Source organism: Sphingopyxis sp. LC81 (genome assembly GCF_000756375.1).
In the GTDB taxonomy this organism is placed as follows: domain Bacteria; phylum Pseudomonadota; class Alphaproteobacteria; order Sphingomonadales; family Sphingomonadaceae; genus Sphingopyxis.
In genome coordinates this window covers 17806-39269 of the sequence record NZ_JNFD01000015.1, presented here as the reverse complement: position 1 = coordinate 39269, position 21464 = coordinate 17806, and the positions used below count along the sequence as shown (strand labels likewise).

14 protein-coding genes and 1 pseudogene are annotated in these 21464 nt (G+C 66.9%); 5 read left to right on the top strand and 10 right to left on the bottom strand.

Features of this window, described 5'->3' with window-relative positions; all coding sequences use genetic code 11:
* Positions 1-68: 68 nt before the first annotated feature.
* Together prfB and FG91_RS08630 are read left to right on the top strand one after the other, a co-directional pair.
* Complete coding sequence (prfB, locus tag FG91_RS08635) at positions 69-1196, top strand: peptide chain release factor 2 (protein WP_037514181.1); 1128 nt, start codon at positions 69-71, stop codon at positions 1194-1196.
* On the top strand, positions 1196-1915 hold the full coding sequence (locus FG91_RS08630; protein WP_037514179.1) for a class I SAM-dependent methyltransferase: 720 nt from the start codon (positions 1196-1198) through the stop codon (positions 1913-1915). The genes prfB and FG91_RS08630 overlap by 1 nt, the downstream gene beginning before the upstream one ends.
* Positions 1916-2060: 145 nt before the next feature.
* Here FG91_RS08630 and FG91_RS08625 read toward each other — a convergent pair whose 3' ends face one another.
* From FG91_RS08625 to FG91_RS08600, 6 genes and pseudogenes are all read right to left on the bottom strand, one after another.
* Positions 2061-2435 (bottom strand): DsrE family protein, encoded by a 375-nt coding sequence (locus FG91_RS08625; RefSeq protein ID WP_037514178.1) that lies wholly within the window; start codon positions 2433-2435, stop codon positions 2061-2063.
* Positions 2414-3163, bottom strand: a complete 750-nt coding sequence (locus FG91_RS08620) for a HesA/MoeB/ThiF family protein (RefSeq protein WP_037514177.1) — start codon at positions 3161-3163, stop codon at positions 2414-2416. Before FG91_RS08620 ends, FG91_RS08625 begins: the two co-directional genes overlap by 22 nt.
* A 78-nt stretch (positions 3164-3241) precedes the next feature.
* A pseudogene (gene dut / locus FG91_RS08615) lies at positions 3242-3703 on the bottom strand (dUTP diphosphatase); the annotation flags it as partial.
* Positions 3666-4946, bottom strand: a complete 1281-nt coding sequence (locus FG91_RS08610; protein WP_037514174.1) for a bifunctional phosphopantothenoylcysteine decarboxylase/phosphopantothenate synthase — start codon at positions 4944-4946, stop codon at positions 3666-3668. The pseudogene dut and the gene FG91_RS08610, both read right to left, overlap by 38 nt.
* Before the next feature lie 216 nt (positions 4947-5162).
* Positions 5163-6707 carry a 2-polyprenylphenol 6-hydroxylase gene (gene ubiB, locus FG91_RS08605; RefSeq protein WP_037514219.1) on the bottom strand — a complete coding sequence of 515 codons (1545 nt, stop codon included), beginning with the start codon at positions 6705-6707 and terminating at the stop codon, positions 5163-5165.
* Entirely contained in the window at positions 6704-7441 is a 738-nt protein-coding gene (locus tag FG91_RS08600) for a class I SAM-dependent methyltransferase (protein ID WP_037514173.1), read from the bottom strand. Before FG91_RS08600 ends, ubiB begins: the two co-directional genes overlap by 4 nt.
* A gap of 93 nt (positions 7442-7534) precedes the next feature.
* Between FG91_RS08600 and mutM the strand changes: the two genes are divergently transcribed.
* The 3 genes from mutM to dnaA all read left to right on the top strand — a co-directional run bounded on the left by mutM (position 7535) and on the right by dnaA (position 10662).
* Positions 7535-8344, top strand: a complete 810-nt coding sequence (mutM, locus tag FG91_RS08595; RefSeq protein ID WP_037514216.1) for a bifunctional DNA-formamidopyrimidine glycosylase/DNA-(apurinic or apyrimidinic site) lyase — start codon at positions 7535-7537, stop codon at positions 8342-8344.
* A gap of 187 nt (positions 8345-8531) precedes the next feature.
* Positions 8532-8795 (top strand): 30S ribosomal protein S20, encoded by a 264-nt coding sequence (gene rpsT, locus FG91_RS08590; RefSeq protein WP_037514171.1) that lies wholly within the window; start codon positions 8532-8534, stop codon positions 8793-8795.
* Positions 8796-9297: 502 nt separating this feature from the next.
* Positions 9298-10662: a chromosomal replication initiator protein DnaA gene (gene dnaA / locus FG91_RS08585; protein WP_037514169.1), complete on the top strand. Its 1365-nt coding sequence runs from the start codon at positions 9298-9300 to the stop codon at positions 10660-10662.
* Between the two features lie 132 nt (positions 10663-10794).
* On the opposite strand, the gene FG91_RS08580 is transcribed toward dnaA, so the two are convergent.
* The 4 genes from FG91_RS08580 to FG91_RS08565 all read right to left on the bottom strand — a co-directional run bounded on the left by FG91_RS08580 (position 10795) and on the right by FG91_RS08565 (position 21367).
* Complete coding sequence (locus FG91_RS08580) at positions 10795-11403, bottom strand: class I SAM-dependent DNA methyltransferase (RefSeq protein ID WP_037514168.1); 609 nt, start codon at positions 11401-11403, stop codon at positions 10795-10797.
* A gap of 163 nt (positions 11404-11566) precedes the next feature.
* Positions 11567-13105, bottom strand: coding sequence for an amino acid permease (locus tag FG91_RS08575; RefSeq protein WP_037514167.1), 1539 nt, complete (start codon positions 13103-13105; stop codon positions 11567-11569).
* A gap of 124 nt (positions 13106-13229) precedes the next feature.
* On the bottom strand, positions 13230-15353 hold the full coding sequence (gene pbpC, locus FG91_RS08570; RefSeq protein ID WP_037514166.1) for a penicillin-binding protein 1C: 2124 nt from the start codon (positions 15351-15353) through the stop codon (positions 13230-13232).
* A gap of 173 nt (positions 15354-15526) precedes the next feature.
* Complete coding sequence (locus FG91_RS08565; protein ID WP_081940487.1) at positions 15527-21367, bottom strand: MG2 domain-containing protein; 5841 nt, start codon at positions 21365-21367, stop codon at positions 15527-15529.
* Between the last annotated feature and the right edge of the window lie 97 nt (positions 21368-21464).

Here is a 21464-nt window from a genome sequence, read left to right as displayed (position 1 = left end):
TTGGACCACCTTCCCCTGCGGCGCTTGAAGCCGTAAGGGCGGGATCAACATATTTCAGGAGCAAGGACATGCGCGCCGAAGCGCAGGATCATATCGACAAGATTGGCGCCGCGCTGGCGCTGCTGCGGCGTTTCCTCGACTGGGACCGCGCGGTGCGGCGGCTCGACGAACTCAATGCGAAGGTCGAGGACCCGACGCTGTGGAACGACGCCAAGGCCGCGCAAGAAGTCATGCGCGAACGCCGCCGGCTCGACGAAGCGATCACCGCGACGCGCGCGATCGAGACCGAATGCGCCGACACCGCCGAACTGATCGAGCTTGCCGAGATGGAAGGCGACGAGGCGATGGTCGACGAAGCCGTCGCATCGCTTGGCGTGCTGGCGGCGCGCGCCGAGGAAGACAAGATCAAGGCCTTGCTCGCGGGTGAGGCCGACGCCAACGACGCCTATATCGAAGTCCATGCGGGCGCGGGCGGCACCGAAAGCCAGGACTGGGCCGAAATGCTCCAGCGCATGTACAGCCGCTGGGCAGAAAAGCGCGGGCTGAAGGTCGAGCTGGTCGAATATCAGGCGGGCGAACAGGCGGGCATCAAGTCGGCGACGATGCTGGTGAAGGGCGAGAATGCCTATGGCTATGCCAAAACCGAAAGCGGCGTCCACCGCCTCGTCCGCATCTCGCCCTACGACAGCTCGGCGCGCCGCCACACGAGCTTTTCGAGCGTGTGGGTCTATCCGGTGATCGACGACAATATCGATATCGAGATCAACGAAGGCGACCTCAAGATCGACACCTATCGCGCCTCGGGCGCGGGCGGGCAGCACGTCAACACGACCGATTCGGCGGTGCGCATCACGCACATCCCGACGGGCATCGTCGTCGCGAGCCAGAACGACAGGTCGCAGCACAAGAACCGCGCGACCGCGATGGGCATGCTGAAGGCGCGGATGTACGAGGCCGAGCTGCAAAAGCGCGAAGCCGCGGCATCGGGCGAATATCAGGCGAAGACCGAGATCGGCTGGGGCCACCAGATCCGCTCCTATGTCCTCCAGCCCTATCAGCTGGTGAAGGATCTGCGCACCGGCGTGACCTCGACCGCACCGTCCGACGTGCTCGACGGCGCGCTCGACCCCTTCATGGCCGCGGCGCTGTCGCAGAAGGTGACGGGCGAAAAGGTCGAAGTGGAAGATATCGACTGATGAAGCGCGCAGCGGCCGTCCTGCTGGCGCTCATGCCGCTGCTGAACGGCTGCGATACGCCGTGGGACGAGGGCAGCGACCGCGCCGAGACCGCGCGCGAATTTCCGCCCGCCGACCGGCCGGTCGCGCCGACCGTCTCGACCAAATGGTCGACCGAAGAAGCGCGCGACCGCGTCAACGAGGCCGAGGACGTGATGAACTCGGCCGACGTGCGGCCCGGCATGACCGTCGCCGACATCGGCGCGGGTGACGGCTATTATACGGTGCGGCTGGCGCAGCGCGTCGGCATCGGCGGCCGCGTCCTCGCGCAGGATATCATTCCCGAGGTGATCGAGCGGCTCGCCGACCGCGTCGCGCGCGAGCGGCTCGACAATGTCTCGCTGAAACTCGGCGCGGTCGACGATCCGCGCCTGCCCGCGGCGAGTTTCGACCGCGTCTTCATGGTCCATATGTATCACGAGATCGGCGAGCCCTACGCCTTCCTCTGGCGCCTGCGTCCGGCGCTGCGCAAGGGCGGGCAGGTGATCGTCGTCGACGGCGACCGCCCGATCGCGCAGCATGGCACGCCCTTCCGTCTGCTCGTCTGCGAGTTCGAGGCGGTGGGCTACAAGCTCGTCTCCTACGACGACAAGCAGCACGCCGGCGGCTACCTCGCGCGCTTCGAGCCCGAGGGCAGGCGCCCCGAAGCGGACGCGATCAAGGTCTGCGATAATCCGTGATGAAATCTCCCCTCCCGCTCGCGGGAGGGGCAGCGAAACTTGCGAACTTGTTCGCTAGTTGCAGCGGGGTGGGCCATCGGTATCTCGGGAGTTCGCTGCGCTCACGCCCACCCCCAACCCCTCCCGCAAGCGGGAGGGGAGACATTCAGTAAACGATCAGCCTGTCCTCGGCGCCGATCTCGGCCATGAAGCTGACCAGCCCCGCGGCGCGGACATGCGGCACCAGTTCGGTCGCCGCGATGCCGACGAGCGCCATGCCCGACTGGCAGACGAAAAGGCCGATCTCCATCGCGATCGCCTCTTCGACGAGCCAGGCGAGATCGGGCTGCCCCGCGGCGCGGCGCGCCTCGTCGCCAGCAAAAGCAACCGGGTCGCGCAACAGCGCGGCGGCCTCGCCCTGCAGGAAGATACGCACCGGCCGGCCCAACGCCGCCGCCGCCATTCCCGCTTCGAGTGCGGCGTAAAGCCGCCGCCCCTCGGCGACCGCGACGATGATGTTCAGGCTCGGCAGACCGGGCATAGCGGATCCTTCGGTACGCCAACCTCGCGCCAGCGCCTGTCGAGCATATCGACGATCGCGAGCCGGCCGGTCAAGGACGACCCGAGCCCGGTGAGCGCGCGCACAGTCTCCAGCGCCGCCATCGTCCCGATCATCCCCGCGAGTGCGCCCATCACGCCGGTTTCGGCGCAGTTGATGCCTTCGCGGTCGGGATCGGAGCCGACCAGGCAGGCATAGCAGGCGCACTCCGCGCGCCAGCCTTCGTACAGCGCAACATGCCCCTCGAAGGCGCCGATCGCGGCGCTGAGCAGCGGGATGTGCAGCGCGACGGCGGCGCGGTTCACCGCAAGCCGCGTGTCGAAATTGTCGCAGCCGTCAAGGATCAGGCTCGTGCCCGCCAGCAGCGCCTCGGCATTGCCATCATCGAGCCGTTCGGCGACCGCGACGGCGTCGACGTGCGGGTTGATCCGCCGCGCCGCGCTGGCGGCGACATCGGCCTTGCGCGCGCCGATATCGGCATCGGTGAACAGTGGCTGGCGCTGGAGGTTGCTGAGCTCGATCACGTCATGGTCGATGATCGAGAGTTTGCCGACGCCCGCCGCGGCCAGATAGGTGATCGCCGGACAGCCGATCCCGCCCGCGCCGATAATCGCGACATGCGCGCTCTTCAGCTTCGCCTGTCCAGCACCGCCAAAGGCCGGCAGGATGATCTGGCGGGCATAGCGGTCGAGTTCGGCGTCGCTGAGCACCGGTCAGCGCAGCTTGATGCCCGACAGCGAAGCGACGCCGGCCGTGTCCGCGGTCTCATCGACCGCATCGCTCTCGACCCCGGTCGACCCGAAACCGCCCGCGCCGCGCGCGGTTTCGTCGAGCGTCGCGACTTCGGCGAAGGCCGCGCGCTGGACGGGGGCGGGGACGAGCTGCGCGATGCGATCGCCGCGCTTGATCTCGAAGCTCTCGTCGCCGAGGTTCGCGAGGATCACCTTCACTTCGCCGCGATAATCGCTGTCGATCGTGCCGGGCGTGTTGAGGCAGGTGACACCATGTTTGAGCGCGAGCCCCGAACGCGGGCGCACCTGCACCTCATAACCCGCCGGGATCGCCATCGCGAAGCCCGTTGCGACCGCGTGGCGCGCGCCGGGGCGCAGCGTCAGCGTCTCGGCCGCGACGACATCCATTCCCGCCGCGCCGTCGCTGGCATAGGCGGGCAGGGGCAGGCCGCCGCCGTTGGGCAGCCGCTGGATGGCGATTTCAATCTCGTTCAAGGGGGGCGCGTTTTTCGAGCTCATCGGCGATCTTTTCCATCAATTTGCGGGCGACGGCCTGCTTGGGCAGCCGGTCCCAGCTGTCTACGCCGGTTTTGCTAACGATATGCACCCGGTTGTTCTCGCCGCCCATCGGGTCGGCCGAAACGTCGTTCGCGACGATCCAGTCGCACCCCTTGCGCGCGAGCTTCGCCTCGGCATGCGCGATCACGTCGTTGGTTTCGGCGGCAAAACCGACCAGCAGTTTCGGGCGTTCGGGCGATTTGGCGAGGCCGGCGAGGATGTCCGGATTCTCGGCGAGCGCGAGCGGCGGCACCTGCCCGCTGCCATCCTTCTTGATCTTTTGCACCGCGGTGTCGGCGGCGCGCCAGTCGGCGACCGCCGCGACCATGATCGCGGCATCGACCGGCAGGCCTTGCTGCACCTCGGCCGCCATCTCGACCGCGGTCTCGACATCGACGCGAATCACGCCGGGCGGGGTCGGGAGCGGGACGGGGCCGGCGATCAGCAGCACCTCGGCGCCGGCTTCGGCGGCGGCGGCGGCGATCGCAAAACCCTGCTTCCCGCTCGATCGGTTGGCGATGTAACGCACCGGGTCGATCGGTTCGTGCGTCGGGCCGGCGGTGATCAGGATGCGGCGGCCGTAGAGCGGGCGCCGGTTGGCGGGCGCGAAATCGGGCTGGCCCGCCAGCGCCTCCGGAGCGGTCAGCGCGACCGGTGCCGGTGCGTTGGCGAGCGCCACATCGATCGCATCCTTGATCGCGGCGGGCTCGGGCAGCCGCCCGGGGCCATATTCGCCGCACGCCATCTCGCCCTCGTCGGGCTCCATCACGGTCACGCCATCGCCGCGCAAGGTCGCGATGTTGCGGCGCGTTGCGGCGTGCAGCCACATGCGCACATTCATCGCGGGCGCGGCGAGCACCGGCTTGTCGGTCGCGAGCAGCAAGGTCGTCGCCAGATCGTCGGCGATGCCCGCCGCCATCTTGGCGAGCAGGTCGGCGGTCGCGGGCGCGACGACGACGAGATCGGCCTCGCGGCTCAATTGGATATGTCCCATCTCGACCTCGTCCTTGAGGTCGAAGAGATTGGTGTAGACCTTGTTTTCGCTAAGCGCCGCGAGCGTCAGCGGCGTCACGAACTGCTCGCCCGCGCGCGTGATGACACAGCGCACGACATAGCCCGCCTTGCGCAGCAGGCGGACGAGTTCGATCGATTTATAGGCGGCGATACCGCCGCCGATGATCAGGAGGATGCGCGGCGAGGACATCAGCGGTGGCTGGCCTGCCCCGGGTGGGCGGCGATCGACTGGGTTTGATTCATCGCCGTCTCCTTCGCGCATCAGTTATGCGCTTCCTCGCTTCAGTTCAAGCGGACGCCTGAATGGCTCTGTCCGGATTTCACGTCCGGGGTTGGTCGAGGCCAAGCCTTAGCGATTTAGCGTAAATGTCCGATAACCAGGCGCCGTAAGCCCGTCGGGCGACGGTCATCCCAGCCAGTTCAGGATGCCGGCGCCTGCCGCGGCGCCCGCGAGCGCGGTCAGCGCATAGCGCCACCAGCGCTTTTTCTCGCCCACATCCCACATCAACGGAATTTCGGGCAGCGGCGGGGCGGGCGGCGCGGCGCCTTTCTTCGGCAATTGCGCGTCGAGGCGGCGGATGATGTCGGGGATCAGCGCCAGCGTCTTGCCCTGTTCGCGCAGGCCGTCGGCGAGCGCGGCCTCGGGGCCGAGTTCGTCGCGAATCCACTCGCTGACGAACGGGCCCGAGACATTCCACATGTTGATCTTGGGATTGAGCATCGTCGCGACGCCCTCGACCATCACCATCGTCTTTTGGAGCAGCAGCAGGTGCGGCTGCGTCTGCATGTCGAAATCGCGCGTGATCGCGAACAGCCCGTCGAGCATCTGCCCGACGCTGAGCTCGCTCACCGGCTTGCCGCGCATCGGCTCGCCGACCGCGCGGAGCGCCGTCGCGAACTCCTCGACATTGTGATAATCGGGCACATATTGCGCCTCGAAATGAATCTCGGCGACGCGGCGATAATTGCCCGTGGTCAGGCCGTAAAGGATTTCGGCGAGCCAGTAGCGCGCCTGGCGGTTGATCCGCCCCATGATGCCGAAGTCCACCGCGGCGATCGTGCCGTCGGCCTTCACGAACAAATTGCCCTGGTGCATGTCGGCGTGGAAAAAGCCTTCGGCGATCGCTTGCCGCAGGAAGGCGTTGACGAGGTTCGCCGACAATTTTTCCATGTCGTGCCCCGCGGCGATCAGCTGCTCGCGGTGCGAAATCTTGATCCCGTCGATCCAGTCGAGCGTCATCACGCGGCTCGCGGTGCGATCCCAGTCGATCGCGGGGACCTGATAGGTCGGCACCCCGACCATCGCGTCGGCGAGCTCGGACGCCGAGGCGGCCTCGCGGCGCAGATCAAGCTCGCGCAAGGTCCAGCGGCGGAAATTGGCGATCACTTCGCGCGGGCGCAGGCGTGTCGCTTCGCCGCCGAGCGCCTCAAGATGCGCCGCCGCCCATTCATAGGTGTCGATGTCGCGCGCGAACTGCTTGTCGATGCCGGGGCGGCGGACCTTCACCGCGACCTTGCGGCCGTCGGTGGTCACCGCGCGGTGGACCTGCGCGATCGAGGCCGAGCCGACGGGCTCGGGATCGAATTCGCTGTAGAGGTTTTCGAGCGGGGTTTCGAAGACCGCCTCGATTTCCTGCTTGATGCGGTCGAAACCGACCGGCGCGAGGGCGTCCTGCAGGCTCAGCAAATTGCGCGCCGCTTCCTCGCCGACGAGGTCGGGGCGTGTCGCGAGCGTCTGGCCGAGTTTTACCGCGGCGGGGCCGATCGCCTGAAATGCGGTGGCATAGTCGGGGATTTTCGGCTGGATCGTGCCCAGCCGTGCAATCCGGCACAGGCGCTTCACCCCCGCCGGCGTTTCGGGCGCAGCTTCGATTCCGCGCAGCGCACCGTGGCGCGCGAGGATGCGTCCCCATTTCAGCAGGCGCAGGATATGGACGACGGGACGGGTCAAGCCTTCCACCCGCTGTGGATCGCGACGAGACCGCCGAGGATCGGTTCGACCTTCACCGCGGTGAAGCCGGCTTCGCGGATCATCTGCGCGAATTTGGGCATCGGCGGGAAGCGGCGGATCGATTCGATCAGATAGCGATAGCTGTCCTCGTCGTCGGCGATCAGCTTGCCGAGCTTGGGGACGAGGTGGTGCGAGTAGGCGTCATAGGCCTGCGCGAAGCCCGGCCATTCGTTGGTCGAAAATTCGAGGCAGAAGAAACGGCCGCCATAACGCAGCACGCGATGCGCTTCCTGCAGCGCCGCCGGGATGTCGGTGACGTTGCGGATGCCGAAGGCGATCGTATAGGCGTCGAAAAACTGATCGGGGAACGACAGCTTCTCGGCATTTTGTTCGGACCACACCAGCGTGTCGATGCCGCGTTCGGCGGCGCGCTCGACGCCGACGCCGAGCATGTCGGGGTTGATGTCGGCGACGGTAATGCTCGCGCCGAAACGCTCCATGCGAAAGGCGATGTCGCCGGTGCCGCCCGCCATGTCGAGGATCGTCTCGCCTTCGCGCGGTTTCACGCGGCGCACGAAGCGGTCTTTCCACAGGCGATGCATGCCGCCCGACATCGCGTCGTTCATAATGTCGTATTTGCGCGCGACGCGGCTGAACACTTCGCCGACCATCGCGGTCTTCTCGCCCGCGGGGACCTGTTCATAGCCGAAGCTGACGGTGTCGGGAGTGGCCATGGAGTGCGCGCCTTTGCGGGGAGATGGTGTGTTGCGTCGGCCTTTAGCCGGGCCTTGCCGCCCGCGCAAATGGCGCGTAGCCCGATAGACGATATGCCCGAACTTCCCGAAGTCGAAACCACCGTCCGCGGCCTCGCGCCTTTCCTCGAGGGCCAGCGGCTGACCGCGGTCACCACCTTTCGCCCCGACCTGCGCCGGCCCTTTCCCGCCGACCTTGCGCAGCGGCTGACCGGCGCGACGGTCACGGGCCTGTCGCGCCGCGCCAAATATGGCGTCATCTCGACCGACCGCGACGACCATATGATCTTCCACCTCGGCATGTCGGGGCGCTGGCGGACCGAGGGCGGCGAGGCGGGCAAGCACGATCATCTGCTGCTCGAAACCGCGGGGCACCGGTTGTTCCTCCACGATCCGCGGCGCTTCGGATCGGTCGACCTCGTCAGCGGCGATCCGCTGACCTTGTTTCCGGCGTTCGTGACGCTCGGTCCCGAACCCTTGTCCGACGTTTTCGACGCCGCCTATCTGGCGAAGGCGCTCGCCGCGCGCCGCGCGCCGATCAAGGCGATGCTGCTCGATCAGACGGTCGTCGCGGGGCTCGGCAATATCTATGTGTGCGAAGCGCTCAACATGGCGCGCATCGCGCCGACGAAGCCCGCGGCCGATGTGCCCAGGGCGAAACTCGCGGCGCTGGTGCCCGCGATCAAGGATGTGTTGGCTGCGGCGATCGCGGCCGGCGGCTCGACCTTGCGCGACTTCCTCAGTCCCGAGGGCGACCTCGGCTATTTTGCCAAGGACTGGCGCGTCTATGGGCGCGAGGGCGAGACTTGCGAATGCGGCGGGACGATCGCCCGGATCGTGCAATCGGGCCGGTCGACCTTCTTTTGCCCGAAATGCCAGCGCTAATGCGTGCGCTTTCCCGCAATAGGCATTGACCAAAAGGGTCAAGCTGGCTATGCGCGCACCCTTCGAGCAGGGTCCGGGTTACCGGAACCGGCCGTATCCGGACATTGATTCGCCTGTTTGCGCGATTCGGCTGCTCCGGTGACGCTGCGCTCCGACTGACTTAGACCGTTTGGAAACCGAGGAATTTATGGCCAATACGCCGCAGGCAAAAAAGCGCATCCGCCGCAACACCGCGCGCACCGTCGTGAACAAGAATCGCGTTTCGCGCATCCGCACGCTGGTGAAGAAGGTCGAGAACGCCGTCGCCGCCGGTGACAAGGACGCGGCCGCGACCGCACTGAAGGCGGCGCAGCCCGAAATGGCGCGCGGCGTTGCCAAGGGTGTGCTCCACAAGAACACCGTGGCGCGCAAGTTCTCGCGCCTGACCAAGAGCGTGAACGCGATCGCCTGATTCGCTTTGTCCCGAAAGGGAACAAAAAGGACCCGCTGGCTTCATGCCCGCGGGTCCTTTTTTGCGTCGGATATTGTGACAGCGCGATGGCAATAGTGTTGCAGCGCGGTAAGTGACGGATTTACGGCGATTCGTTGTTTGGTCACTAGAATGTCATATTTAAACTATTGAAAAATAGTCATAAATTGACGTTCTGGCGCGATTCCGGCCCCCCTAGTGAGTCAAGATTTTTATTTCAGTATTTTTACACGGCCAGACCTTGATCGACTCGGCGCGGGCTGACTAGACAGGGTGCGTCGTCGGCCTTCGCCGGTGGCCGCCACATCGACATGATTCGCATCTTCTCGGGCTATCTGCCCCGGATAGTATGCCTGCGCCCTGCGCAGGCGACGAATCGGCGCGTGGCCGGCCGCCCGATCGTGCGACGCGCGGGGACCTGAGGGGGCGGCACGGCGTGATAGAAAGCAGCAATTGGCATGGGCATGACGCAAAGGGCGGAGCAATGAGCGGTGATGCCGCAACGCTCTGGCCGCGCGTCGCCGAAGGGCTGCGCCGCGACCTTGGCGTGCGTACTTTCGACCATTGGCTGAAGCCCGTGCGCTTTGCCGACTATTGCACGCTGTCGGGCGTGGTGACGCTCGAAACCGTCAGCCGTTTTTCGGCGAACTGGATCAACGAACGCTTTGGCGACCGGCTCGAACTCGCCTGGCGGCAGCAGCTGCCCGCGGTGCGCGGCGTCACGGTGCGCGGCGGTGCCGCGGCGGACGATCGCGCCACGGCGCTCGCCGCCTCGCCGCTGCCGAGCTTCGACGCGCCGGCGCCGGCACCCGCCGCCAATCCCGCGCTGCTGGGCTTCGACCCGCGCCTGTCGTTCGACCGCTTCGTCGTCGCGCGCAGCAACATCCTCGCCGCCAACGCCGCGCGCCGGATGGCGATGGTCGAGGCGCCGCAGTTCAACCCGCTCTATCTCTGCTCGGGCACCGGGCAGGGCAAGACGCACCTCCTCCAGGCGATGGCGCAGGACTATGCCGCGGCGCACCCGACCGCGAATATCATCCTGATGTCGGCGGAAAAATTCATGCTCGAATTCGTCGGCGCGATGCGCGGCGGCGACATGATGGCGTTCAAGGCGCGGCTGCGCGCCGCCGACCTGCTGCTGCTTGACGACCTGCAATTCGTGATCGGCAAGAATTCGACGCAGGAAGAGCTGCTTCACACGATCGACGATCTGATGACCGCGGGCAAGCGCCTCGTCGTCACCGCCGATCGTCCCCCGGCGATGCTCGACGGGGTCGAGGCGCGGCTGCTCTCGCGCCTGTCGGGCGGGCTCGTCGCCGATATCGAGGCGCCCGAGGACGATCTGCGCGAACGCATCATCCGCCAGCGGCTGACCGCGATGCCGATGGTCGACGTGCCCGACAATGTCGTCGCCTATCTGGTCAAGCATTTCACGCGCAACATCCGCGAACTCGAAGGCGCGCTCAACAAGCTGCTCGCCTATGCCGCGCTCACCGGCACGACGGTCGACCTCGCGCTCGCCGAAGACCGGCTCGCAGAAAATGTCCGCACCGCGCGCCCGCGGATCACGATCGACGAGATCCAGCGCGCGGTGTGCGCGCACTACCGGCTCGACAAGTCCGAAATGTCGTCGAAGCGCCGCGTCCGCGCGGTTGCCCGCCCGCGCCAGGTCGCGATGTACCTCGCGAAGGAACTGACCCCGCGCTCCTATCCCGAGATCGGGCGGCGCTTTGGCGGGCGCGACCATTCGACGGTGATCCACGCGGTGCGCACGGTCGAGGCGCTGCGCGTCGCCGACAGCGAACTCGACGCCGAGATCGCCGCGATCCGGCGCAGTCTCAACAGCTGATCCACAGACTTGTACCGGGGTTATCCCCGGGGTTATCCACATCGTTGCGGGCCGCTGTTTGAAGGTCTGGTTCGGGGTGGAAAGCCGAATGACGGCTTTATAATCCGGCACTTGTCAAAGCCGTCGACTTGATCAATCTCGCTGGCGAGTCAGCCAGATGGTTCGTTGACCGCAGGAAGGGTCATTCATTACATGGGTAATGACCTCGAAGCCGGCGGCATCGAGCAAAGCCCGATACTCGTCCGGGCCTAGGCTGCTATGATAGAGAGAATCCCCCTCCAGTTCGCCAACGGCGATACCTTCTACGTTCCCGCTGGTGAACATCAGCACCGTGCCCGGTTCCGCATGAGCCTGAAAACGGCCGAACATGGAGCGTTGATCGTCGGGTGACAGGTGAAAAAAGCTATCCCAAGCGAGCAGACCAGCGAAACGCCGACCCAAGGCAAGTTGACGCATGTCCATAAGGTGCGCTGTTATGCCCGGCAGATTGTTCCGGAACAGCGCCAACATCGTTTGGGTGGCATCCACCCCCGTTACGTCAAATCCTCGTCGGATCAACTCGCGTGCGATCGGCACGCCAGAGCCGCAACCGATGTCGAGGACAGCCGCTCCCGGGAGCAGGTGGTTGCAAAAGCGGTCGAGCCACGAGCGTTCGCTCAACTTGCCCCCCCGCAGTTTGGCCCACGTCGTGCCGTGGCGTTGATAGACGTCTAGAACCGAAGCTTTTGTGCCGTCAGTCATGTATCCTCCCGCGCAAGCCTGCACAGTCGCTCAAGCGACAGCTATTGGGCTTCGTGCCTTCGAACAAGACCGTCAGCAATCGGTCGATTAGCGGACTTGTTCGATACACCGGCCAAAAAGAAAGGGGGCCGAAGCCCCCTTTCCCTCAACATCATTCGAACCGTCAGTTGAACGACGGGGCCGGCGGGACCGGCGGCGGCGGTGCGTCGGGGTCGTCCTCGTGCACCTCGATATGTCCCTGACCCACATGGCTGCGCGAGCGGCTGTAGGCGAAGTAGACGACGAGGCCGATGCCCGCCCAGATCAGGAAGAGATTGATGCTCTTCTGGTCGAGGTTGAAGAAGAGATACAGACAGCCCGCGATCGCGATCGGCGCCGTGATATAGATCAGCGGCGTCTTGAACGGACGGTGGCGGCCGGGATCGGTCTTGCGGATCACCATCACCGCGATCGACACCGCAGCGAATGCGAAGAGCGTGCCCGAGTTCGAGATGTTCGCCAGCTGCCCGACAGGGAAGAAGGCGGCGAACAGCGCGACCGCGATGCCCGTGATGATCGTGATCACGTGCGGCGTGTTGAACTTCGGGTGGATCTTCGAGAAGGCTTGCGGCAGCAGACCGTCGCGGCTCATCACAAAGAAGATGCGGGTCTGGCCGAACATCATCATCAGGATGACCGACGGCAGCGCGAGGCCGGCGGCGAGGCCGATCAAATTGCCGATCTGGGGCCAGCCGATTTCACGCAGCGTCCACGCCAGCGCTTCCTTCGAACAGACCACCGCCTGATCGCCGATCGCGCCGCACGCGGCGGCGAGTTCGCGGCTGCCGGGTTCGAGCGCATGGCCCGCGGCGGCATCGATGCCGACCGGCTGCGCGCCGACCGAACCGATGACGCCGGCGGCGACGAGCAGATAGAAGATGGTGCAGATCGCAAGGCTGCCGATCAGGCCGATCGGCATGTTGCGCTGCGGATTCTTGGTTTCCTCGGCCGCGGTCGAGACCGCGTCGAAGCCGACATAAGCGAAGAAGATCGAGGCCGCGGCGGCGCCGATGCCGCCGATGCCGAGCGGCGCGAAGGGCTCGAAATTCTCCATGTTCATCACGGGAACCGCGAGGATGATGAAGAGGGTGAGCGCCGCAACCTTGATGACGACGAGGATCGCGTTGATCGTCGCCGATTCGCGCGTGCCGATCACGAGGAGCATGGTGACGACGCCCGCGATGAACATCGCTGGCAGGTTGATCATGCCGCCGTCGAACGGCCCGAGCACCCATGCGGAGGGTATGTCTATGCTGAAGGCATGTTCGATCAGCCCGACCACATAGCCCGACCAGCCGACCGAAACGGCGCCCGCCGCGACCGCATATTCGAGGATCAGCGCCCAGCCGACCATCCATGCGATGAGTTCGCCCATCACGGCGTAGCTATAGGTGTAGGCCGAGCCCGACACGGGGACCATCGAGGCCATTTCGGCGTAGCAGAGCGCCGCGAAGGCGCAGACGAAGCCGGCGATGATGAAGCTGATCATCATGCCCGGGCCGGCCTTTTGAGCGGCCTCGGCGGTCAAAACGAAAATCCCGGTCCCAATCACGGCACCGATCCCCAGCATGGTGAGCTGAAAGGCGCCGAGCGTGCGCGTAAGCGACTTTTTTTCCGCTGTCGCCAAAATGGCATCCAACGGCTTTACGCGGTCAAATAGCATAATCTTCCCCTTTGGAGCGGCTGAGCTGCCGCCCGTCTCATGGCGGGGCAGACTAGCCGCTCCACGCGTCAGCGCAACTTAATTTCATGAGACCAGCACCGCATTCGACGGGGACCAGGGCCGCTTACCGTACGGTAAAGCGCACTCGGTCAATCATTCGGCCGCCTGGATCAACCAGCGTCAGCATATGAACGCCGGGGCGCGGCAGGATTTGCTGTCCCGCATCGGCGTCGCCGAGCGCTTTCTTGTCGAGGATCAGGCGGTATCCGGCGACCGATCCGCTGACGATCACCGCAAGGCGCTGGCGGTCGATCGGGATGTCAGGATCGAGCGCATAGACACTGCCGCTGACCGGGCTGGTGATGCGCGGACGGCGCGCGGCCTGCGGTGCGGCTGCCATTTCGGTTTGCGCGGTGCCGCGGAGGAAATATTCGCGGCGCGGGGGTTCGCGCGTGCCGGGCAGGGCGATTTGGCGCACCTCGACGCCATCGGGCATCGTGGGGGGCTTGCCGGGGCTGCCTGCATGGAGCGCGAGCATGACGTCGCGCCACACCGGCGCGGCGCCCGAGGTGCCCGAGACGGCGCGCATCGAATCGCCCTCGAGATTGCCGACCCAGACGGCGACGGTGAAGCGGTCGGACCAGCCGATACACCAATTGTCGCGCATGCCTTTCGAGGTGCCCGTCTTGGCGGCGGCCCAGAAAGGGAGGCGGAGCGCGCTGTCGGCGCCAAAGGCGTCGGTGCGCGCCGAGGCGTCGGCGAGGATGTCGCCGACGATGAAGGCGGCGGCGGCGCTGACGATCTGGCGCGCGTCTTCCGGTTTTTCGCCGCGCCGGAAATGGACGGGGGCATAGCGGCCAAGGTTGGCGAAGGTGCGGAAGGCGTTCGCCTGTTCGACGAGCGACACTTCGGCGGAGCCAAGTGCAAGGCTGAAGCCGTAATATTCGCCGTCCTCGACGAGGCCGTGGTAGCCGAGCGCCCACAGGCGGTCGCGGAATTGCTGGACGTCGTCGATGACGAGCGCGCGGACGGCGGGGACGTTGAGCGAGCTGGCGAGTGCGTGGCGGACGCTGACCGGCCCTTTGAAGCTGTGGTCGTAGTTTTTGGGGACATAGAGGCCCGAGGCGGTGTCGAGCTGGACCGGGCTGTCGTCGAGGATCGACGCCGCAGTGAGCCAGCCATGTTCGATCACCTGCGCATAGAGATGCGGTTTCAAGGTCGAGCCCGCCTGCCGCCGCGCGTTGGCGCCGTCGACTTGCGATGCGGTCGATTTGAGGCCGACGCCGCCGACATAGGCGAGCACTTCGCCGGAGGCGTTGTCGAGCACGACGACCGCACCGTCGCGCACGCGGTCCGAGCCGAGGCCCGCGAGCTGGCGGCGCAGCGCGACGATCGCGGCGGCCTGGATGCGGCGGTCGACCGTCGTGGTGACGCGCTTGCCTGGCGCGTCGAGCAGGCGGACGGCGAGGTGCGGCGCGAGCCCCGGGTCGAAGCGCGCGGCATGCTCGCCCGAAACGAGCGTCGCGGCGGCGGCGCGGATCGCTGTGCAATCTCTTGTTTGCGCCACCCGGCAGGCGCGGCGACCGAGCGCCTCGGCGCTTGCGGCGGGGTTGGGGAGGAGGCCCGCGAACAGCGCGGCGTCAGTGCGGCTCAGTTCGGCGGGTTTCTTGCCGAACAGGCTTTGCGCGCCCGCACCGATGCCCTGCGTTTCGCCGCGCAAGGGGAGGAGGTTGAAATAGGCCTCGAGCATCTGCTCGTGCGACCAGTTTGCCGCGAGCGCCTGTCCGGCGCGCATCTGGCGGATCTTGGTCCGCCAGTCGCGCTTGCCGGGCTGCGCGAGGCTGGGGTCGAGAAAGGCGGCGAGCTGCATCGCAAGCGTCGAGGCGCCGCGCGAGCGGTCGCCGGTCCAGCGCGCGCGGATCGCACTCGCGATCGCGAGCCAGTCGACCCCGCCATGCGACCAGAAGCGACGGTCCTCGCTTTGCACGACGGCGGTGCGGACGGCGGGGCTGATGTCGTTCAGCGGCACCCACGCGAGGCGGCGGCGCTCGAAATTGACGCGCTCGCTGTCGAGCAGGCGCCCGTCGCGGTCGTAGAGCCAGGCTTCGCTGGGGCGCCAGTCGGCACGGACGCTTTCATAGTCCGGCATCGCTGGCGGACGCGTCAGAAGATGGGCGGCGGTTGTGAGGACGAGCAGCGCGAGCGCGGCCCATGCGAGGACGTCTCGCCAGCGGATTTTGGCGCTCATCGATCGCGAGGCCTAAACGATCCTCCCCGTGCCGAAGGCATGGGGAGGGGGACCATCCGCAGGATGGTGGAGGGGCCGCGACGGTGCGCCATTGGCCCCTCCGTCAGCGCTTCGCGCTGCCACCTCCCCATCGCTTCGCGACAGGGAGGATCTTGTTTGTCCGCAGCCGATCATCACTGCCCGACGCTCGCCACCGTGATCGGCGCGTTCGGCCACTGGCCGCGGATCGCGGGCGAATACATCGCCTCGACGCGTGTCGGCGGCAGGGTGAAGCGGCCCGATCCGTTGAGCCGCACGACATATTCGACCGCGTGGGTGCCCGCGGGCATCCAGCCGAAATAGCCGCGCCAGCTGTCCTTCCCGCGCTCGACATAACTCGGCTGCGCGCCCGATCCGCCTGCCTGTTCGGCGAGCATTTCGGACTGGCCGCCGAGGTTGCCGACGATCGTCGCGCCGGGGGCGATCGGGTCGTTGATGACAACCCACGTCCGGCCGGCGGCCGCGACGACCTCGATCCGCACCTTGACCACGTCGCCGCGCGTCAGGCGGTCCTTGTTCGCCGCCTTGACGATGTTGACCGAGCGCTTGATCCGGTAACCCGCGTTGAGCGGTTCCTTGAGCGGGACCGCGGCCTTGACGCTGACGGTGGCCCATGGCGCGCCGGTGCCTTCATGCTTCAGGCTCATCGTCGCGGCGTTCAGCGCGACACGGAGCGGCGAGACGGGCTCGGCAGGGAGCGGCCAGCTTTGCGAAGCGGTGGCGCCCGCGAGGTCGATGTTGGTGACGCCAGTGATCGCGCTCGCCGGATAGAGGTCGGCGAAGCGGCGGACGGTGACGGCACCCCAAGCGTTCGCGGGGGTGGTGTCCCAATGGCCCTTGCGCTGGCGCTGCGCGACGCCGACCATCAGCTTGCCGGCATCGTCTTCCCAGCCCTTGCGGCCGAGCACGGCTTCGAGTGCCTTGATCGCCATTTCATCGCCGCTGGTCATCATCCACCAGGGCGCGCGCGCGTCGTCGACGAGGTCGAGGCGCGTGCCTTCATAGACGAGACGCTTGCGCAGTTCCGCCTCGGCCGCAGTGCGCAGCGCGGGGGCGTTCCGCACGCCCGGCGTCTTCTCGAGCGCGACGAGCCAGTCGGCGAGCGTGCCCGTCGCCATGTCGACCGGCGCGACGTCGATCGCCGCGACGAGGCTGGCGCTCGACGCGTTGTTGCGCGCGAGCGCCGCCAAGGCCGCGATGCGGACGGGGCGGATATCCCACGGGCCATAGCCCTTGCGCGTCAGCCGCCCTTCGACGACCGCTTGCAGTGCCTTGACCATCTTAGCCTTCGATGCCTCGGGGATCGCGAAGCCGTTCGCGGCGGTCACGCTCATTACATAGGCGGTGAGTTCGATCGACCCTTCCATCCGTTCGTTCGGCCAGTAGCGGAGCAGCCCGTCGTCATCGAGATAGGTCGGCATCGCGCCCGCGAGCGCCTGCCAGCGCCCGACATCGCCGAGTGCGATCGCGCGCGACGTCTGCTGTTCGAAGCAGGTGTAGGGATAGGCGCTCATATAGTCGCGGACGCCGGTGAGCGGCGGCGCGAGCGTGCCAGCGAGCGCGATATCGACATAGCCGCCGGGGAGCGCGCCTGCGGGGATCGCGATCGGCAGCGTCGTCGCGGGGCCGACGCGGAAGAGGCTCGCGGCCCAGGTCTCGACGGGCACCGCGGGTTCGACCGTCTGTTCGAAGACGAGGCGGTCGCGGGCCTTGCCGCCCTTTTGCGCCGCCTCGACCGTCCATTCGATCGGACCGGTGGTCTCGGGCGCGGTCATCGACCAGCTGATCGGCACCGCGCCGCCCGCCGGGATGGTGACGGTGAGCGGCGGCGCGGTCGCGACGGCGGGCGACAGCGTCGGGGTCGCGGTGACCTCCATCGGCTGATCGGTGCCGTTGCGCAGCGTGAAGCGTGCGTCATAGGTATCGCCGGTACGCACCAGCTCGGGCATGCCGGCAAAGACGCCGAGATCCTGCACGGTGCGGACGGTCGTCTCGCCGGTGCCGAAATATTGCGATCCGTCGGTCGCGATCGCGACGAGGCGGAAGCCCGAGAGATTGTCGCTGAGCGGCACGTCGACGCTCGCGCGGCCCTTGGCGTCGAGCGGAACATTGCCTTTCCACAGCAAGACGGGGCGGAAATCCTCGCGCGTCAGGCCGGACAAGTCGCCGCCGCCACCGCCGCCGGGTTCGAGCGCCTTGCGGCCATAATGGCGCTTGCCGACGACCTGCATCTGCGCGGTCGAGGTGAGCACGTCGAGCGTGCGTTCGCCCATCATCGCGTCGATGACCTGCCAGCTTTCATTGGGCGCGAGCTGGAGCAGCGCCTCGTCGACCGCAGCGAAGGCGACGTCGGCGTTCTTCGGCGCTTTGCCGCCCGGGGTCTTGACCTCGATCGCGACTTTCGCGGTCTCGCGGACCGAATATTTCTCCTTGTCGGCCTTCACCTTGACGCCGAGCTGATGACCTTCCCAGCCGACCTTGATGCGCGCGATGCCCATGCGGTAGCTCGGCTTGGCGAGGTCGACGAGTGCGGTCGGCGGAGCGCCTTCGCTATTCTCGATCTTGAAGCCGACCGCGCGCTTCATCTTGCGGAACCAGCTTTCGTCGCCCGTCACGCGCCCGCGCACCGCCATCACCGAGACATAGACGTCGGGGGCGTAGGTCGCGGGAAGCTTGACCTTCACGACGGGGTTGGTGCCCTTCAAGGGCACGACGAAGCTCGACAGCACGCCCTCGCGTTCGACGGTGACGAGCGCGGTCGCTTCGCGGAACGGCATGCGGACCTGGAAATTCGCGGTGTCGCCGGCGGCATAGCGCGGCTTTTCGGCGATCACGTCCATGCGGTCGCCATTGTCGCCGCCGAACCACCAGTCGTCGTCGCCCGCGAGCCATACCGAGCGCACCGCGCGCGCCTCGTTGCCATCGGCGTCGAGCGTCGTCGCGACCACGGTAACCTCGCCCGAGATGCCCGGCGCCATCGCGCAACTCGCGCGGCCGAGCTTGTCGGTCGTCGCCGAGCAGGTCGCGTCGAGCCGCGTCGTGCGCATCTGGTTGTCATAGGCGTAGAAGCCGCCAATCAGGCGGCGGCGCGCGGTGATGATCTCGCGGTTGTAGAGCGCGACCTGCACGCGCTGGCCCGCAATCGGCTTGCCATCGAGGTTCAGCGCGATGAAATTGAGGCGGAGATCCTTGTCGCGCATCAGCCAGCCGTCGGTCTTGAGCCCGAGACGCACGGCCGACGGGTAAAGCGTGATGCGGCGGCTCGAGGTCAGCGTCTCGCCATTGGCATCCTCATAATCCATTTCGGCGGCCATCAGCGTCGGTTCGGTGATCGGCTGGTCGACCGTGACATTGGTCGTCGCGGCGCCATTGGCGTCGAGTGTGAGTGGCACCGAGCGCGCGAGCGGTAGTTCGGCGCTGGGTTCGTCGCCGCTGTCGTCGAGCTGGACGATGCCTTCCTTCACCGGCTGACCGTCGAAATCCCAATCCTTGTAATCCTCGGGCGGTGACCAGCTCGAGCGGAAATTGGTGCGCAGTTCGACCGGGATATTCGGCGCGGGGCCGCCCGAGAGATAGCCGACAAAGAGCGACAGCGGCACCGCGGCGGGGCGGACGAGTGCGGTCTTCGGCCCGGTGATCGTCGCCTTCATCGTCGGCAGGCGATATTCGTCGACCTTGACCGACTGGCCCGACCAGATCGTCTTGTCCTCGCCATCCTTGTCCTTGGTGACGAAGACGAGCTCATAATCGCCCATCGGCGCCGAGGCGGGGACATTCCATGTCGTGTCGCCGCTGCCGGTTGCGGCAATGCTGAAGGGCATTTCGAATTCGGTGTCCGAACCGCGGTGGACGAGGCGGAGCTTGCCCGCGAGCGCCTCGGGGGTACGGAAGCCGAGGCCGACCGGGCGGCGGAGCAGATGCTTCATGTGGACCGACTCGCCCGCCTTCACGAGCGTGCGGTCGAAGACGGTATGGAGGATGTCGTTGCGTTCCGACCAGCCATAGGGGAGGTCGAAATCATAGGGGCGGATGCCATTGCCCCAGTCGGTGAGGGTAAAGCTGAAATCGTCGCCCGCGCGGGCGCTGACCATCAGCGCATGGCCTTCGCTTTTCGCCATGTCGGGCTTTTCTTCGCAGCTCGAATAGGTTTCGGGCTGGGGGAGTCCGCCCGCAAAGGCGAGGCGGCCTGCCTTGTCGGCACTGCCGCGCGCGAGCAGGCGGCCGGTGCAGCTATCCGAGACGCGGATTTCGGCGCCCGCGACGGGGAGGCCGGTGTCGAGCGACGTCACCCACGCGAGCGAGCCCTCGCGGCCCCATTTGAAATGCACCGCCATATTGGTGACGAGCGCCGCGGTCGCGACGTAACGCGTCGACTTGCGGCCGAGCAGCGCGGCGCCGAGTTCGGGGCTCGCGATCTCGACGATATGGAAGCCCTTTTCCGACAGGGGGATGCCGACGACCTCGAATTCCTTGCCGCCTGCAGGGGGCGAGAGCTGCATATCGCGGCGTTCGCCGCCCGCGGGGGCGTCCGCGAACACCGATTTGGTGCCGGTGTAATTGACCGTGACGTCCTTGCCCGCGGCGTTCTTTTCCTCGCGATAGTCGGTGTCGTCGGCGTCATCGACGCGTTTCAGCCAGCGCGCGATCGCGGCATCGTCGTCGCCGACCTTGAGCGCGGTTGCGGGCATTTTGAGGTTCGCCTGAACGAGCGAGCTTTCGACCCCGCGCACGGTGACGGGCAGCACGCCGCCTTCGCCCGCCTCGAGAATGCCGAATTCGGCGGCGAATTTGACCAAAGGCGGGGCGCGATCGATGTGGAATTTCAGCGGGAAATTCGACTGGTTCTGCAGCTTGCGGCCGCTCTGGTCGGTGACGCCCTCGGGCAGCACGAGCGTCGCGTCGACATTCTGCGGCAGCGGGCCGGTGAAGCGGACGGTGGTCAGCCACGCGTCATTTTTGTCGTCGTCGTCGATCTTCGGCGTCAGCGTCTTGCCGTCGGCGGTGTTCAGCGTCGCGGCGAGGATCGTCTCGCGCGATACGGGCGACGCGAAGCTGAGCGTCACATCCTTGATCGGGTTGCAGCCCGCCTGCGGATTGATGCGGCTGCACGACATCTTCGCAGTGAAGGCGGGGCGCACGTCGTGGTCGAAGCGCTGGTCGCGCCCGGCGGTGCGGCCGGGGACGCCCGCCTGGCTGATGCGCGCGTCCCAGACGAGCGCCATCTCGCGGCCCGGGGGCAGCGGGCGGCGGCATTTGACGGGAACGATGCGATCGAGCGCGGCTTCGCGGTCGGCGCCCGCGGCGGGGAAGCGCTGCGGCAGCCCGGCGTCGTAGGTGAAGGACTGGCGCGACCAGTTGTTGTCGCCGAGCCCGGTCAATATCTCGGTCGCGGTCGCGCGCGGCAGGACGTCGACGGGGATTTTCTCGCCGATGCCGTCGACCGCGCAATAGGCGAAGCGGCCGACCGAGGCGCGGTCGGCGGCGACATTGGTCGCGACGAGGAAGATCTGCTCCTCCTCGATGCCGCCGTCCATTCCGCCCGCGAGCACGGCGCGCGCCGAGGGGCCGCCGGTGTCGAGCGCGAAGCGGCTGTTGCCCGCGACCGAGACGCCGCGCGCGGTCTTGAGCCCGTCGCGGAGCTCGACATGGCACGCGAGCCCGCCGGGGAGCGGTTTATCGAATTCGAGCACCCAGGTGCGCGTGTCGACCCAGCGGCCCGACGAGGGGAGTTTGCAGTCGTTGGTCGCCGGGGCTTGGGCGCGGGGGTCACCGAGCGGGACCATGTCTTCGGAAAAGCGCAAGGTGAAGCGCGTGATCGTGCCGTCGCCGGTGCCCGAGCTGCCCGGGGTCGCGAGCGTGACCTGCGGGACGGTGTCCGCCGCGGTCGCGGCCATCGCCAGCGTGAGGGGCAGGATCAGCGCCAGTTTTGCCTTGCCGGCCAATGCCGTAGCCAGCGCGCGCCATCCCTTGCCCATCGTCCACTCCCCGTTCGGTCCGAACATCTATCCTGCTGGAAACAGGGGACAGAGTCCACCCGTCGCCTTGCCTTGCGCACGGTTAGTCGCGGTTCGC